Here is a 15,232-nt window from a genome sequence, read left to right as displayed (position 1 = left end):
CGCATAAGTGTTATCGCCAGGATATGTTTTGATGGAACGCGTCTATCGGACCGATCTCAAGCTGCTGCGCTATTTTCTGGCCGTGGCGGAGGAACTGCATTTTGGACGGGCTGCGGCCCGTCTCAATATGTCTCAGCCGCCGTTGAGCCTGCATATTAAAGAGCTGGAAAGCCAGCTGGGCACGTTACTGTTTATTCGCCACTCGCGGAGCGTCGCGTTGACGCATGCCGGTAAAGTGCTGATGGAAGAGTCACGACGGCTGCTGGCCAGCGCAAACCAGGCCCTGGCTCGCGTCGAGCAAATTGGCCGGGGGGAAGCGGGGCGCATTGAGCTGGGGATTGTGGGCACCGCCATGTGGAGCGAGGTGCGCACGGTCATGCGCGCTTTTTTGAAAGAGCATCCGAATGTTGATGTCGTTTTTCGCGAGAAATCCCCGGTCATGCAGATGGCGCTGCTTGAGCGCCGGGAGCTGGATGTCGGGATCTGGCGAATGGCAACGGAACCTACCGCGGGGTTTACCAGCGTGCGGTTACGTGAGGCGGCTTTTCTGGTGGCGATGCCGGAAGATCACCGGCTGGTCAGGGAACCTTCCATTGCGCTCGCAGAATTGCAGGACGAGTATTTTGTCACGATGCCGTCGGCCCATTCTGACTGGGCATTTTTACATCGTGTCTGCCAGCAGGCCGGTTTTTCGCCGATGATTGTGCGCGAAGCCGTTGAACCGCAAACGGTGCTGGCGATGATCAGCATGGGCATGGGAATTACGCTCGCCGCAGACAGCTACGCGCAAATGCAGTGGCCGGGCGTGGTGTTCCGTCCGCTGAAAGAGCGGATACCGGCAGATTTATATGTGGTGTATGACGAGAAGCAGGCGACGCCAGCGGTGAAGACGTTAATTGCGACGTTGACGGCTGGGAAGTAGACAAATAGCAGATAGCAAAAAAGCGCCTTTAGGGCGCTTTTTTACATTGGTGGGTCGTGCAGGATTCGAACCTGCGACCAATTGATTAAAAGTCAACTGCTCTACCAACTGAGCTAACGACCCGAAATGGTGGGCGATGACGGGCTCGAACCGCCGACCCCCTCCGTGTAAAGGAGATGCTCTACCAACTGAGCTAATCGCCCATTTCGGAACTGCTGCGATAAGGTGAGAATGGTGGGCGATGACGGGCTCGAACCGCCGACCCCCTCCGTGTAAAGGAGATGCTCTACCAACTGAGCTAATCGCCCAATCTCAATTCTTATCTACACTGCGAGTCTACCGAAGTAGATGGTGGGTGATGACGGGCTCGAACCGCCGACCCCCTCCGTGTAAAGGAGATGCTCTACCAACTGAGCTAATCACCCCCGCTGTGTGGAGTCGCATTATAGGGAGAGTTGAAAATGAGTCAACGCATTTTCTAAAGTTTTTATTCGTTCGTCGTAAAATTAAACAAAACGATCGCGAAACGGGCTGTGGCGCATGATTTCTAAACAAAAATCGCAAACCCGGTCATGATAAAGGGATCAACATTGAGGATTCCCCCCACAGTGATAGAATATTGCCCATCGTTTTTTCCCCAGGATTTGCCGATTGCCGGCATCTTTATAACGTAAGGCCATTTCATGAAAATCAAAACTCGCTTCGCGCCGAGCCCGACAGGCTATCTGCACGTCGGTGGTGCACGTACCGCTCTCTATTCCTGGCTTTTCGCACGCCACAACAAAGGTGAGTTCGTGCTGCGTATTGAAGACACCGATCTTGAGCGCTCCACGCCGGAAGCAATTGAAGCCATTATGGATGGGATGAACTGGCTGAATCTGGAATGGGACGAAGGCCCGTATTTCCAGACCAAACGCTTTGACCGTTATAACGCCGTCATTGATGAGATGCTGGTCGCGGGCACGGCGTATAAGTGCTACTGCTCAAAAGAGCGTCTGGATGCGCTGCGCGAAGAGCAGATGGCGAACGGTGAGAAGCCGCGTTATGACGGCCGCTGCCGCCACGACCACAGCGAGCATGCTGCTGATGAGCCTTGCGTCGTGCGTTTTGCTAACCCGCAGGATGGCTCGGTGATCTTTGACGACCAGATCCGTGGCCCGATCGAATTCAGCAACCAGGAGCTGGACGATCTGATCATCCGTCGCACCGATGGTTCCCCAACCTACAACTTCTGTGTTGTGGTTGACGACTGGGATATGGAAATTACCCACGTTGTGCGCGGTGAAGACCACATCAACAACACGCCACGTCAGATCAACATCCTGAAGGCGCTGAACGCGCCGGTGCCTGTTTATGCGCACGTCTCCATGATCAACGGTGATGACGGCAAAAAACTGTCTAAACGTCACGGTGCGGTGAGCGTCATGCAGTATCGTGACGACGGTTATCTGCCGGAAGCGCTGCTGAACTATCTGGTGCGCCTGGGCTGGGCCCACGGTGATCAGGAGATCTTCAGCCGCGAAGAGATGATCGAACTGTTCTCTCTGAGCTCTGTGAGCAAATCAGCGAGCGCATTTAATACCGACAAGCTCCTGTGGCTGAACCATCACTACATCAATACCATGCCGCCAGAATATGTGGCGACGTATCTGCAGTGGCACATTGAGCAGGCAAATATTGATACCCGCACTGGCCCTGAGCTGGCGGATCTGGTGAAACTGCTCGGCGAGCGCTGCAAAACCCTGAAAGAGATTGCCGAAAGCTGCCGCTACTTCTATGAAGAGTTTGATGCGTTCGACGCGGACGCCGCTAAGAAACACCTCCGTCCGGTTGCGCGTCAGCCGCTGGAAGTGGTGCGTGATAAGCTGGCTGCCCTCACCGAGTGGACCGCTGAGAATGTGCATCACGCCATTCAGGCGACGGCAGACGAGCTGGAAGTCGGCATGGGTAAAGTCGGTATGCCACTGCGTGTCGCGGTGACCGGTGCGGGTCAGTCTCCGGCGCTGGACGTAACGGTTCATGCCATCGGCAAGTCGCGCAGCGTGGCGCGCATTAACAAGGCGCTGGACTTCATCGCTGAACGTGAAAATCAGCAGTAATCACGTCTACAAAAACGGCAGGGTAACCTGCCGTTTTTTTATGCCTCTTTTTCCGCGATACCCAGACGTGTAAGAAAACCGTGTATACCCTCGCGTTTCAATAAAGCGTCCAGACGCTTCTGCTCTGACGGAGTCATACTCTCCAGCGTCTCAATAATGCCCGGAGACAGGTTTGAAGAGGGTCCATTATAGGCAGACGTGGCCTCAGCGAGATGGTAAACCGCCTGACGGTTACGGATCGCTGGAAGGCTTATAATATGTTCCTTCACGCGCGCATCAACATGAATGAGCCGAGCCCGACCCCCCTTTACGCCGTTGAGTCCTTCCGTTTTCCACCCCTGCTGGCGTATCCAGCGATTAACCGTTTGTCTGGCAACGCCTAAACACTCCGCCAGCTCTTCCGTGGTCATTTTGCTACGTAATTTTTTCATATCAGTTCTGATCGCGAATCCCTAAACGTTGCAACAATCCGGTAATCCCTTCCCGCATTAGCAGTGATGTCATCTGCTTCTGCTCTTCCGGCGTCATTTCATTGGCCAGCGTCAGGAGTAGGGTGTGAAGCGAACCGTCATGGCTGGTGCCTTCCGGCAGTTCGGACGTTTCACTTGCCCGACGTGCGCTGCGGATAAAGTCACGGACTTTTTCGTTCACATGCACCAGGCGCGCTTTCCCGCCCTGGACGCCTGGCTTTGGTGATGTAATCCAACCCTCTTTGCGTACCCATTTATTGATGGTCTGGCGGCTATAGCCAGTGAGGAGGGCTAACTCTTCTGGCGTCATTCGTTCCTTGATCATGCAATTTCCTGAATATCTGTGGGGTTAATTAACGGCTCATTTTATAGCACCGTTTTACGTGAAAACGTGACAGGCTTAACTCCTGACTGCGAGCAGGCTCGCAAAGTGATTCATTTGCATGATTTTTCGGCGATTGAATGGCTTGAATTGATTTTGCCGTTGACACTCCGCAGCGGAATTCATATTATGCCGCCCGTCAACATGACAGCTTTACGATGGGGCTATAGCTCAGCTGGGAGAGCGCTTGCATGGCATGCAAGAGGTCAGCGGTTCGATCCCGCTTAGCTCCACCAAACTCTGAACCCAACAGAGTGCGGTTAGTAAAGTAACATGTGGGGCTATAGCTCAGCTGGGAGAGCGCTTGCATGGCATGCAAGAGGTCAGCGGTTCGATCCCGCTTAGCTCCACCAAAATTGTAAACCCTCGTCAAAAGACGAGGGTTTTTTTTATGTGTTTGTAACACACTCTCCCGTATTTTGTTATCAAAAAGAAGGTATTCTCGTACCTCACCTCAATCGACATCAATAAAGCAGTCTATAAATAGACTTGAACTTGATTCGTGCAATTAATAAACCTATTATCCACCCGGTCAATGATTCGAACGGATAATATACTCATCAGCTTAATGAATAGAAAAACGTACAATAATGTAAAGATATTTATAATTGCCCTGACACTTTGTCTGATTGCGGTACCTGTCTCCCGTTATCTCTCCCCCCGCGCAATGGTTAATGGTCACGACGTTTATTTAGCATGGCTACCGCTAAGCGTGATGCTGGCAGTAATTCTGCTATTTGGGCGCAGGGCAATTCTTCCCATTGTGTTAGGTTTTACTGTCACTAATTTATTTTATGTTAATTTAGCACCGCTACAATATTCAGTTTTACTGTTCTGTCAGACCTTTGCGCTGTTCGCGGCGTGCGGCCTGCTGCGCCTCATGCTGGGCAAGCGCTGGCGTCACAGCATCCCTAACAAGAACATCGGGCTACGTATATTCTGGCTCGGTTTTATTGTGCCATTAGGTATTAAACTGTCGATGTATATGGCAGGCTATTTGTTTGATTTTCCGGTGACTATTTCCACCTTTTTCGGCGAAGGAACGGTAATTTATAACGTTGTGGATATACAAAGCCTGATATGTGCGGCATTGATTTTTACCATGATGTTCTATTACCCATTAAGAATGATAATTAATCCTCGTTATGCCATGACCTTCTGGCGGCGAAGCGTGAAGCCCGTGTTTAATCACAAGAATCTATTATTTATTTTTGTCTGGCTGACGCTTTTAGGCTTCATTCTCGTCATTTTATGTGGTCCTTTTGAATCACCGGTCATTGCGGGCTACTTGATGCCGCTGATTTTTATTCTTTTTACCTTAGCGATAAGCCGCCTGACCTATGCGCTTATCTCTCTGCTGTGGGCGGCATCCGCGCTCCTGCTGTTGACCTACAACTACAACTTCCTTAACGGAGTGGAATCGGGCCATTCGCTCTCTTTTATCCTGTCCGTGCTTATCTCTTTTGCTATCTGTCTGCTTTACATGTCACGAATTTACCAGCGCAGCGAGTGGCTGAAACGGGGCTGGCAGGGCAGGGCGCTGACCGATCCGCTGACCGGTTTGCCCAATATTCGTGCGCTGGAGGATTACCTCGAGATTCATCCGGATGCCAAAGTGTGCATTCTGCGTATGGATAACCTGGAGTTTTTGAGCCGCCACTACGGGATTATCATGCGGGTCCACTGCAAACGTACGATCGCCACGTCGCTACAGCCGCTTTTGCAGAAAGATGAGACGCTCTTCCAGCTTCCGGGAAGCGAACTGGTGCTGGTATTACTGGGGCCGGGAACCGCCGAGCGTCTCCAGCACATGGTCGATCGGCTGAACAGCCGTAAGATTTTCTGGAACAACACCGGGCTGGATATTGAATTTGGCGCGTCCTGGGGAATGGTCGAAAACGGCGAAAAGCTGCATCACACGCTGGGACAGCTGAGCTGGCTGGCAGAGCAGGCCTGCGGAGAGCAAAACGTTCTCGCGCTCACGAATAGCCTTGAGGCGGCATCAGGCCAAACGACAGAGCGTGTCCTGATGCTGGCGCGAATTAAGCATGCCCTTGAGGCGGGGCAGTTCCATTTATACGCGCAACCGATCCAGAAGGCGGACGGGAGCGGGTATTACGAAATCCTGGCGCGTATGGAGAGCGAGGGCGAGATCTTCACCCCTGACCGCTTTATTCCGCTGATTGCCCAGTTCAACCTCAGCCATCGGTTTGATATGTGCGTCATGGAAAAATTACTGGTGTGGCTGCGCGATCACCCTGCAACGCAGGCTGGCGCCCGTTTTTCCGTCAATCTGATGCCGCTCACGCTGATGCAAAAAGAGGTGGCGAACGAGATTTGCGCGCTCTTTGAACGCTACGGCGTTGCGCCGCAGGCCGTCGTGATTGAGATCACCGAAGAGCAGGCCTTCTCAAACTCTGGCTGCAGCATCCACAATATTCAGCAGCTGCGGGATTACGGTTTCCGGATTGCCATTGATGATTTTGGTACTGGCTACGCCAACTACGAGCGTCTCAGACGCCTGCAGGCAGATATCATTAAAATTGACGGCTGTTTTGTTAAAGACATTTGTACCGACGATATGGATGCGATGATCGTCCAGTCGATGTGTAATCTGGCGAAGACGAAATCGCTGTGCGTTGTGGCGGAATATGTAGAAACACCTGAGCAGCGGGAGATGCTGCTTCGCTTCGGCGTGGATTACCTGCAGGGCTACCTGATAGGTAAACCCAAACCGCTGGAAGAGTTGCGGGCATAAAAAAACCGGGAGCCAGGCTCCCGGTTTTTTGTTTAACGGTAAACGTTACAGTACCAGTGCCGCGATGGAAGCAGACAGGACGCTCACCAGCGTAGAGCCGTAAACCAGCTTCAGGCCAAAGCGAGAAACCACGTTACCCTGTTCTTCGTTCAGACCTTTAATCGCACCCGCGATAATCCCGATGGACGAGAAGTTAGCGAAGGAGACCAGGAACACGGACAGAATGCCCTCCGCGCGCGGAGAAAGCGTGCTGGCAATTTTCTGCAGATCCATCATCGCAACGAATTCGTTAGAAACCAGCTTGGTTGCCATGATACTGCCCACCTGCAGCGCTTCGTGAGCCGGAACACCCATCACCCATGCAACAGGGTAGAAGATGTAGCCCAGAATCCCCTGGAAGGAGATACCCAGCACCGCGGCGAACAGGGCGTTCAGGCCAGAAATCAGCGCAATGAAGCCGATCAGCATGGCGGCAACGATAATCGCCACTTTGAAACCGGCCAGAATGTACTCACCCAGCATTTCGAAGAAGCTCTGGCCTTCGTGCAGGTTTGACATCTGGATGTTCTCTTCGCTGGCGTCAACGCGGTACGGGTTGATCAGCGACAGAACGATAAAGGTGCTGAACATGTTCAGAACCAACGCCGCAACAACATACTTTGGCTCCAGCATGGTCATATACGCGCCCACGATAGACATGGAAACGGTAGACATTGCGGTTGCTGCCATGGTGTACATGCGGTTGCGGGACATTTTGCCGAGAATATCTTTATACGCGATGAAGTTCTCAGACTGACCGAGGATCAGGGAACTGACGGCGTTAAAGGATTCCAGCTTGCCCATGCCGTTCACTTTGGATAACAGGAAGCCAATTCCACGAATAATGAACGGCAGAACGCGGATGTGCTGCAGAATACCGATCAGTGCGGAGATGAAGACGATTGGGCAGAGAACCTTCAGGAAGAAGAACGCCAGACCTTCGTCGTTCATTTTACCGAAGACAAAGTTGGTCCCTTCATTGGCGAATCCGAGCAGTTTTTCGAACATTTCGGAGAAGCCTTTTACGAAGCCGAGGCCTACGTTGGAGTTCAGGAAGAACCACGCAAGTAAAACTTCAATGACCAGCAGCTGGACAACATAACGGATACGAATTTTTTTGCGGTCTGTGCTGACCAGCAATGCAAGTGCAGTAACGACAACAAGTGCCAGGACAAAATGAAGGACGCGGTCCATATTTGCTCCAAATATGAGGCAGGTTTAATTTTCGTGCACATTCTATGTAACAAGCGAAAAGAAAACGAGATCGAGGACACACTATAGTTACATCCTGTGACGAGTCTCAAAAATAGTGATCCACAATACATTTTTGTTATGTTAGGTAAATGAGTGAAAAGTTAAGTTTGTGTGCTAGTCTTCACAAAAGCGCGCGCGATTTCAGTTTCTGTTAGATCGCCCCACTTACCCGCCCGTCTATCGTTCAAAGCTATCAGAGAAATCACTGTAAACTTCACAAATGAACTTGATAATCATTCTCATTTTGATAGCATTAAACATAGCAAAGGCTATATTTCAGAGGCAGAAATGACAAACAGTCGCGTAGAGGGTAGCAGTGGCAGAGCCGCGCGCAAGTTGCGGTTCGCATTAATGGGACCTGCGTTCATCGCTGCCATTGGCTATATCGATCCAGGTAACTTTGCGACCAATATTCAGGCCGGGGCCAGCTTCGGCTATAAGCTGCTGTGGGTGGTCGTCTGGGCTAACCTGATGGCGATGCTGATTCAGATGCTCTCTGCAAAGCTGGGGATTGCCACGGGCAAAAACCTGGCGGAGCAAATTCGCGACCATTATCCGCGTCCGGCCGTCTGGCTCTACTGGATCCAGGCGGAAATCATCGCTATGGCCACTGACCTCGCTGAGTTTATCGGCGCAGCGATCGGCTTTAAGCTGATTCTGGGCGTGTCGCTGTTGCAGGGGGCGGTACTCACCGGGATTGCCACGTTCCTGATCCTGATGCTACAGCGTCGGGGTCAAAAGCCGCTGGAGAAGGTCATTGGCGGTCTGCTGCTGTTTGTCGCGGCGGCCTATATCGTCGAGCTGATTTTCTCACAGCCGAATCTGGCGCAGCTCGCTAAAGGGATGGCGATCCCAAGCCTGCCAACCTCGGAAGCGGTGTTCCTGGCCGCCGGGGTATTGGGGGCGACCATCATGCCGCATGTGATTTACCTGCACTCCTCGCTGACGCAGCATCTCCACGGTGGGACGCGCAAAGAGCGTTACTCCGCCACCAAATGGGACGTGGCGATCGCCATGACCATCGCCGGGTTTGTCAATCTGGCGATGATGGCTACCGCAGCTGCCGCTTTCCACTTTAACGGTCACACCGGTATTGCCGATCTCGACCAGGCGTATCTCACGCTGGAGCCGCTGCTGAGCCATGCTGCCGCCACGATATTTGGTCTTAGCCTGGTGGCTGCCGGTCTTTCTTCCACGGTGGTGGGCACGCTGGCAGGCCAGGTGGTGATGCAGGGGTTTGTCCGGTTCCATATTCCGCTGTGGGTGCGTCGCTCCGTCACCATGCTGCCGTCATTTGTTGTGATTCTGATGGGGCTCGACCCCACGCGAATTCTGGTCATGAGCCAGGTGCTGCTGAGCTTTGGTATCGCGCTGGCGCTGGTGCCGCTGCTGATCTTTACCAGCGACAAAAACCTGATGGGTGAACTGGTCAACTCAACGCTGGTGAAACGGACCGGGTGGGCCATCGTGGTGGTGGTGGTGGCGCTGAACCTGTGGCTGCTGATTGGCACAGCGTTGGGACTCTAAAAGAAAAAGGAGCCGTGAGGCTCCTTTTTGCTGTTAGTCGTCATGACCGTGGTGGCCATGTCCGTGACCTTTGCCGCGACCCCAGCCGCCGCGACGGTCATCACGATCGTTCCACCCTTCACGGTAGCCACGCTCGTAGGCGCTGTCTTTATACCAGCCGCGGTGTCTGCCGTTATCATGTTTCCACCAGCGGTCTCCGCGCCACTCATAGTGACGGTTCCAGTAGTCACGGTCGCGCCAGTAGCCACCGTCCCAGTATCTGCCGTAGTCATCACGATCGCCAATTTGTAATTTTACTGATGGCAACAGGGTGATTTCGCCCGCAGTGGCGATCAGCGGGGCTGAAGCCAGTAATACCGCTGCAAGAATCAGTGACCTGAACATACTCTTTCTCCTTCACGATCGGGGCCTTTGTGGGGCCTGTTAACGCAATTTTACGAGTTGGTAAAGCCTCGTTTCATCGCCTCAACTCCGAATTCCTGAGGGAGAGCACTTTTTGCTAAAAGTGGTTCTATTTTGAGCTGTTCAGAATGCCTTCTATACGGGACAGTTCTTCCGCAGAGAAATGGCGGTTTGCCAGCATGCCCACGGCGTCATCAATCTGCGCCGCTTTACTTGCCCCAATCAGTACTGACGTCACATTCTCATGGCGTAATACCCAGGCCAGCGCCATCTGGGACAGCTTCTGGCCGCGCTCTTCCGCCATGGCATTCAGCTTTCTAACCTTCTCCAGCTTCTCTTCGGTTATCTGGTCAGGGTTAAGGAACTTACTGCCGCTTGCCGCGCGTGAGTCTGCCGGAATGCCGTTCAGATAGCGGTTGGTCAGTTGCCCGCCGGCCAGGGGCGAGAAGGGAATACAGCCAACCCCTTTTTCCTGCAGCACGTTCAGCAGTCCCGCTTCCGGCGCACGTTCAAAGAGGGAGTATTTCGGCTGGTGGATCAGGCAGGGCGTACCGAGGTCATTAAGGATATCAATCGCCTGGCGAGCCAGAACCGCCGGGTAGTTGGATAACCCGACATACAGGGCTTTTCCCTGGCGCACCACATGGTCAAGCGCTTTCATGGTTTCCTGCAGCGGCGTTTCCGGATCTGGCCGGTGATGATAGAAGATATCCACATACTCCAGCCCCATGCGCTTCAGGCTTTGATCGAGGCTTGCCAGCAGATATTTGCGTGATCCCCAGTCGCCGTAAGGCCCCTCCCACATGGTATAACCCGCTTTGGTGGAGACGATCAGCTCATCGCGCCAGGGCAGGAAATCCTCCTGCAAAATACGGCCGAAATTACGTTCCGCGGATCCGGGCGGCGGGCCATAGTTGTTGGCAAGGTCGAAATGCGTAATGCCCAGATCGAACGCACGCTGTAAAAGTTGACGGCTGTTTTCGATAAGGGTGGCGTCACCAAAGTTATGCCACAGCCCAAGCGAGATGGCGGGCAACCTGAGCCCGCTTTGCCCGCAGCGGCGATACTCCATTGTCCCGTAACGATTTTTATCCGGCTGATAACCCATTTTCTTAACCTCTGGCGCTGAAGTAAAAAATCAGTGTATGCGTTTACATCTACGTGAAAAAAAGCAGCATAGCGCAGCCTTTTTTGTAAAGCATTCTTTCCATGGTCTTCTTATCGCCAATTCTGGACAGCCATCACGCTTATTTAATACTCAAGGTGAGGTCAAAACATTAGAAGGATACCTGTTTATGCGTACCCCATACTGCGTCGCCGATTACCTGCTGGACCGTCTTACAGATTGTGGAGCCGATCATCTGTTTGGCGTGCCGGGCGACTATAACCTGCAGTTTCTCGACCATGTGATAGACAGCCCGGATATCTGTTGGGTGGGCTGTGCCAACGAGTTAAACGCCTCTTACGCCGCTGATGGATATGCCCGATGTAAGGGCTTCGCCGCGCTGCTGACGACATTTGGCGTAGGAGAGTTAAGCGCCATGAACGGCATTGCGGGCAGCTACGCCGAGCACGTTCCGGTCTTGCATATTGTGGGTGCGCCGGGTACGGCGTCACAGCAAAGAGGTGAGCTGCTGCACCATACGCTGGGCGACGGTGAGTTTCGTCATTTTTACCATATGAGCGAACCGATCACCGCTGCACAGGCGATCCTGACCGAACAAAACGCCTGTTATGAAATCGACCGGGTATTAACGACCATGCTCCGGGAACGTCGTCCCGGCTATCTGATGCTGCCCGCCGATGTGGCTAAAAAGGCCGCCACACCGCCTGTAAACGCTCTCACGCTCCGGCACGCGCATGCCGATAGCGCCTGTCTGAAAGCGTTCCGGGATGCCGCAGAAAACAGGCTTGCCAGGAGCAAGCGTACTGCGCTGCTGGCCGATTTCCTTGTCCTGCGCCATGGCCTGAAGCATGCGCTACAGAAATGGGTCAAGGACGTGCCGATGGCGCACGCCACTATGCTGATGGGTAAAGGCATATTTGACGAGCGTCACGCCGGTTTTTACGGCACGTACAGCGGTTCGGCGAGCGCCGGCGCGGTAAAAGAGGCGATTGAAGGGGCGGATACCGTGCTGTGCATCGGCACGCGATTTACCGATACCCTGACCGCCGGCTTCACGCATCAGCTTACCCCGGCTCAAACGATAGAAGTTCAGCCTCACGCCTCACGCGTCGGTGATATCTGGTTTACCGGCATCCCCATGCTCCAGGCAATCGAAACGCTGGTGGAGCTGTGTAAACAGCACGTACACGATACGCCGGTACCGGCCTCTCAAAGCGCGATGGCCTACCCGCAGCCGGATGGCTCGCTGACGCAGGCGAATTTCTGGCAAACGTTGCAGACGTTTATCCGCCCGGGGGACATCATTCTTGCGGATCAGGGCACCTCGGCCTTCGGCGCGATCGACCTTCGTCTGCCGGCTGACGTGAATTTTATCGTCCAGCCGCTGTGGGGATCGATTGGCTATACGCTGGCGGCGGCATTTGGCGCACAAACGGCCTGCCCGAACCGGCGTGTGATTGTGCTGACGGGGGATGGCGCGGCGCAGCTCACCATTCAGGAGCTAGGCTCAATGCTGCGGGATAAACAGCACCCCATCATTCTGGTCCTTAACAACGAAGGGTACACGGTAGAAAGGGCGATCCACGGGCCGGAGCAGCGGTATAACGACATTGCGCTATGGAACTGGACGCAAATCCCGCAGGCACTGAGCCTTGATCCTCAGGCCCAGTGCTGGCGGGTCAGTGAAGCGGAGCAGCTGGCGGACGTCCTTGAAAAAGTGGCGCACCACGAGCGGCTCTCGCTGATTGAGGTGATGCTGCCAAAAGCAGATATTCCACCGCTGCTGGGGGCGCTTACCAGAGCGCTGGAAGCGCGCAATAACGCCTGACTACTTGTCGTTTCGCCAGGCCATCATCATCGGTTTGCCCGCCAGCAGGAGCCAGGCGGGCAACATCACGATACAAAGCAGAGGGAAAAGCGTCGAATCCGGTACGACTACCGCCGCCATGAACAGGCTGAGCCACGCGTCGCGCGTGACCACCAGAACCAGTCCCAGAATAGAGCAGGAGACGGTAATCGCCGCCGGCACCGCATCGACATGTTCGTGCAGCATCAGCCCCAGCGCGACGCCGACAAAGACCGCCGGGAAGATGCGTCCACCGCGGAAACCGCAGGCGGCCGCCACCACCAGCGCTGCCAGCTTGATTACGGCAAACAGCAGATAGTCGGAGACGCTAAATACCTGGCTGAAGGCCAGCTGCTGCATCTCGTCCAGACCTTTAAACAGCGTCACCGTCCCACCGATTGCCCCTAAAATACCGAGGATCAAACCGCCAGCCCCCAGAATTAACACCGGGTGTTTGAGTCTATGCATTAGCCGGTGCAGACGTGGAAGGCACCATACCGCCACCATCCCCAGCGCAATGGCGATAGCGACGACGATGGCGCCGCTGAAAATATCGGCGATTTGCATCTGGCCGTAGTGGGGGAGTGAGAGTGAAAAATGAGGATGGAAAAACAGGCTGGTGGTCAACGCCCCGGCGGCGGCGGCCATCAGCGGCGCAAAGAGTTTATCCCACAGGGGGACGTCGTTATTGCTGCTGAGCGTCTGCGAAAAGATCAGTGCGGCAGCGACGGGTGTACCGAAAAGCGCTCCGATGGTGCCTGCGGAGGCGAGAATGGTCCAGTCCAGCGCGCCGACGCGGGGCAAAATGCGTGAACCGAGGAAAACCGCCAGGCCAATGTTGACCGCCATAATCGGATGCTCTGGTCCCAGGCTGACGCCACCGGCCAGACCGAGAATCAACGCGATAATCAGCCCCGGCAGTGCCGAAGGAGAAACCGGGGCACCAATCAGCGGTTCCTGTGCCGGGTCTGGTCCAGCATGGCCAGGACTGAAACGGATCACCAGGCCCACCGCAATACCGGTCAACGTTAGCATCACAACGATCCAGGCAGGAGAATCCGCGGTGACCCCCAGTCCTGCAGGAAGCGCGTTCCATAATAGTGTTTGCAGCACCGACGCGACTTTCATCACGACAATGAGCACCAGGCTTGAAACCACGCCAATGATTAGCGCCGGAATAGCCAGCAACAGCATGGTTCTGGCTCGCGGGTGGAGCATGATGATTTCCTTGTACAAAACGGTATTACGTTACTTTGCACATTAAGCTTTATGGCAATAGTGCAAAAGGTGCTGAAACGGTAAAGTTATTCTGTGACGAAGATCGATAATCCATGGGCATTCACCTTACGGCCGTTGTTGTTATCACGCCTTGAATTTACAGTGTCCCAAAGATTTATTCTGACTTTAGCGGAGCAGTAGAAGAATGACAAAGTATGCTTTGGTAGGTGATGTGGGCGGCACGAACGCGCGCCTCGCATTATGCGATGTAAGTAGCGGTGAAATTTCCCGGGCGAAAACCTACTCAGGGCTGGATTATCCAAGCCTTGAGGCCGTTGTCCGCGTCTATCTGGACGAGCATCAGGTTAGCGTCGAAGATGGCTGCATCGCCATTGCCTGCCCGATAACCGGCGACTGGGTCGCAATGACCAACCATACCTGGGCATTCTCCATCGCCGAGATGAAAAAAAACCTCGGCTTTGCGCATCTTGAAATCATCAATGACTTCACCGCGGTGTCCATGGCGATCCCGATGCTGAAGCCGGAGCATCTGATCCAGTTTGGCGGCGCTGAACCTGTCGAAGGTAAGCCAATTGCGGTTTACGGGGCCGGTACCGGCCTGGGCGTTTCACATCTGGTGCACGTTGCTCAGCGCTGGGTGAGCCTGCCGGGTGAAGGCGGCCACGTAGACTTTGCGCCAAACAGCGAAGAAGAGGGCATTATCCTCGAAGAATTACGCGCTGAGATCGGCCACGTCTCCGCCGAGCGCGTCCTTTCGGGTCCGGGGCTGGTGAACCTGTACCGTGCGATTGTGAAATCTGACGGTCGTCTGCCGGAAAACCTGCAGCCGAAAGACGTCACCGAACGCGCGCTGGCGGACAGCTGCATTGACTGCCGTCGTGCCCTGTCGCTGTTCTGCGTGATTATGGGACGCTTCGGCGGCAACCTGGCGCTGACGCTGGGCACCTTCGGTGGGGTCTATATTGCGGGCGGAATTGTGCCGCGCTTCCTCGACTTCTTTAAAGCCTCCGGCTTCCGCGGCGGGTTTGAGGATAAAGGGCGCTTCAGAAGCTACGTGCAGGACATTCCGGTTTATCTGATCGTGCATGATAATCCAGGCCTGCTGGGGTCGGGTGCCCATCTGCGTCAGGTTCTCGGTCAAATCCTGTGACGTAGAGCCCTCTCCCGC

12 protein-coding genes and 6 tRNA genes are annotated in these 15,232 nt (G+C 54.3%); 8 read left to right on the top strand and 10 right to left on the bottom strand.

Annotated elements, in window-relative coordinates; genetic code table 11:
* The first annotated feature begins 31 nt into the window (after positions 1–31).
* Entirely contained in the window at positions 32–922 is an 891-nt protein-coding gene (locus tag OTG14_RS12300; RefSeq protein ID WP_061714688.1) for a LysR family transcriptional regulator, read from the top strand.
* A 47-nt stretch (positions 923–969) separates the two neighbouring features.
* Here OTG14_RS12300 and OTG14_RS12295 read toward each other — a convergent pair.
* The 4 genes from OTG14_RS12295 to OTG14_RS12280 form a co-directional block, all read right to left on the bottom strand.
* Positions 970–1,045, bottom strand: a tRNA-Lys gene (locus tag OTG14_RS12295).
* Between the two features lie 4 nt (positions 1,046–1,049).
* Positions 1,050–1,125 (bottom strand) — tRNA-Val (locus tag OTG14_RS12290).
* A 29-nt stretch (positions 1,126–1,154) separates the two neighbouring features.
* A tRNA-Val gene (locus OTG14_RS12285) sits at positions 1,155–1,230 on the bottom strand.
* A 41-nt stretch (positions 1,231–1,271) separates the two neighbouring features.
* Positions 1,272–1,347: transfer RNA gene (locus OTG14_RS12280), tRNA-Val, on the bottom strand.
* Between the two features lie 258 nt (positions 1,348–1,605).
* Here OTG14_RS12280 and gltX point away from each other — a divergent pair.
* Positions 1,606–3,021: a glutamate--tRNA ligase gene (gene gltX, locus OTG14_RS12275; protein WP_024907621.1), complete on the top strand. Its 1,416-nt coding sequence runs from the start codon at positions 1,606–1,608 to the stop codon at positions 3,019–3,021.
* Positions 3,022–3,059: 38 nt separating this feature from the next.
* On the opposite strand, the gene OTG14_RS12270 is transcribed toward gltX, so the two are convergent.
* Together OTG14_RS12270 and OTG14_RS12265 are read right to left on the bottom strand one after the other, a co-directional pair.
* A complete protein-coding gene (locus OTG14_RS12270) occupies positions 3,060–3,452 on the bottom strand; it encodes a YfeC-like transcriptional regulator (protein ID WP_032645222.1) in 393 nt (130 codons plus the stop codon).
* Between the two features lies 1 nt (position 3,453).
* Complete coding sequence (locus tag OTG14_RS12265; RefSeq protein WP_048992413.1) at positions 3,454–3,816, bottom strand: YfeC-like transcriptional regulator; 363 nt, start codon at positions 3,814–3,816, stop codon at positions 3,454–3,456.
* Positions 3,817–4,033: 217 nt separating this feature from the next.
* Here OTG14_RS12265 and OTG14_RS12260 point away from each other — a divergent pair.
* The 3 genes from OTG14_RS12260 to OTG14_RS12250 all read left to right on the top strand — a co-directional run bounded on the left by OTG14_RS12260 (position 4,034) and on the right by OTG14_RS12250 (position 6,631).
* Positions 4,034–4,109 (top strand) — tRNA-Ala (locus OTG14_RS12260).
* Positions 4,110–4,150: 41 nt separating this feature from the next.
* Positions 4,151–4,226, top strand: a tRNA-Ala gene (locus OTG14_RS12255).
* A 215-nt stretch (positions 4,227–4,441) separates the two neighbouring features.
* Positions 4,442–6,631 (top strand): sensor domain-containing phosphodiesterase, encoded by a 2,190-nt coding sequence (locus OTG14_RS12250; RefSeq protein WP_267215128.1) that lies wholly within the window; start codon positions 4,442–4,444, stop codon positions 6,629–6,631.
* 45 nt (positions 6,632–6,676) lie between these two features.
* Here the strand turns inward: OTG14_RS12250 and OTG14_RS12245 are convergent, their stop codons facing one another.
* The gene (locus OTG14_RS12245; protein ID WP_024907625.1) at positions 6,677–7,864 is read right to left on the bottom strand and encodes a NupC/NupG family nucleoside CNT transporter; all 1,188 of its coding nucleotides are present in this window, start codon (positions 7,862–7,864) and stop codon (positions 6,677–6,679) included.
* Between the two features lie 348 nt (positions 7,865–8,212).
* Between OTG14_RS12245 and OTG14_RS12240 the strand changes: the two genes are divergently transcribed.
* A complete protein-coding gene (locus OTG14_RS12240; protein WP_024907626.1) occupies positions 8,213–9,451 on the top strand; it encodes an Nramp family divalent metal transporter in 1,239 nt (412 codons plus the stop codon).
* Between the two features lie 33 nt (positions 9,452–9,484).
* Here the strand turns inward: OTG14_RS12240 and OTG14_RS12235 are convergent, their stop codons facing one another.
* Positions 9,485–9,835 (bottom strand): DUF2502 domain-containing protein, encoded by a 351-nt coding sequence (locus OTG14_RS12235; RefSeq protein ID WP_024907627.1) that lies wholly within the window; start codon positions 9,833–9,835, stop codon positions 9,485–9,487.
* Between the two features lie 127 nt (positions 9,836–9,962).
* A complete protein-coding gene (mgrA, locus tag OTG14_RS12230; RefSeq protein ID WP_267215127.1) occupies positions 9,963–10,961 on the bottom strand; it encodes an L-glyceraldehyde 3-phosphate reductase in 999 nt (332 codons plus the stop codon).
* 187 nt (positions 10,962–11,148) lie between these two features.
* Here mgrA and ipdC point away from each other — a divergent pair, with 187 nt between their 5' ends.
* The gene (ipdC, locus tag OTG14_RS12225; protein ID WP_267215126.1) at positions 11,149–12,807 is read left to right on the top strand and encodes an indolepyruvate decarboxylase; all 1,659 of its coding nucleotides are present in this window, start codon (positions 11,149–11,151) and stop codon (positions 12,805–12,807) included.
* Here the strand turns inward: ipdC and OTG14_RS12220 are convergent, their stop codons facing one another.
* A complete protein-coding gene (locus OTG14_RS12220; RefSeq protein ID WP_024907630.1) occupies positions 12,808–14,043 on the bottom strand; it encodes an ion channel protein in 1,236 nt (411 codons plus the stop codon).
* 205 nt (positions 14,044–14,248) lie between these two features.
* Here OTG14_RS12220 and glk point away from each other — a divergent pair, with 205 nt between their 5' ends.
* Positions 14,249–15,214 carry a glucokinase gene (glk, locus tag OTG14_RS12215; RefSeq protein ID WP_048029635.1) on the top strand — a complete coding sequence of 322 codons (966 nt, stop codon included), beginning with the start codon at positions 14,249–14,251 and terminating at the stop codon, positions 15,212–15,214.
* Positions 15,215–15,232 lie beyond the last annotated feature (18 nt).

Source organism: Enterobacter pseudoroggenkampii, from assembly GCF_026420145.1.
In the GTDB taxonomy this organism is placed as follows: Bacteria; Pseudomonadota; Gammaproteobacteria; order Enterobacterales; family Enterobacteriaceae; genus Enterobacter; species Enterobacter pseudoroggenkampii.
The sequence above is the reverse complement of the archived record's forward strand: the minus strand, read 5'-3'. Positions and strand labels throughout refer to the sequence as shown.

Coding starts and splice junctions, on each gene's coding strand:
- OTG14_RS12265 (WP_048992413.1), bottom strand. CDS start 3,816: ATGATCAAGGAACGAATGACGCCAGAAGAGTTAGCCCTCCTCACTGGC.
- OTG14_RS12220 (WP_024907630.1), bottom strand. CDS start 14,043: ATGCTCCACCCGCGAGCCAGAACCATGCTGTTGCTGGCTATTCCGGCG.
- OTG14_RS12235 (WP_024907627.1), bottom strand. CDS start 9,835: ATGTTCAGGTCACTGATTCTTGCAGCGGTATTACTGGCTTCAGCCCCG.
- OTG14_RS12245 (WP_024907625.1), bottom strand. CDS start 7,864: ATGGACCGCGTCCTTCATTTTGTCCTGGCACTTGTTGTCGTTACTGCA.
- OTG14_RS12240 (WP_024907626.1), top strand. CDS start 8,213: ATGACAAACAGTCGCGTAGAGGGTAGCAGTGGCAGAGCCGCGCGCAAG.
- OTG14_RS12300 (WP_061714688.1), top strand. CDS start 32: ATGGAACGCGTCTATCGGACCGATCTCAAGCTGCTGCGCTATTTTCTG.
- glk (WP_048029635.1), top strand. CDS start 14,249: ATGACAAAGTATGCTTTGGTAGGTGATGTGGGCGGCACGAACGCGCGC.
- gltX (WP_024907621.1), top strand. CDS start 1,606: ATGAAAATCAAAACTCGCTTCGCGCCGAGCCCGACAGGCTATCTGCAC.
- ipdC (WP_267215126.1), top strand. CDS start 11,149: ATGCGTACCCCATACTGCGTCGCCGATTACCTGCTGGACCGTCTTACA.
- OTG14_RS12250 (WP_267215128.1), top strand. CDS start 4,442: ATGAATAGAAAAACGTACAATAATGTAAAGATATTTATAATTGCCCTG.
- mgrA (WP_267215127.1), bottom strand. CDS start 10,961: ATGGGTTATCAGCCGGATAAAAATCGTTACGGGACAATGGAGTATCGC.
- OTG14_RS12270 (WP_032645222.1), bottom strand. CDS start 3,452: ATGAAAAAATTACGTAGCAAAATGACCACGGAAGAGCTGGCGGAGTGT.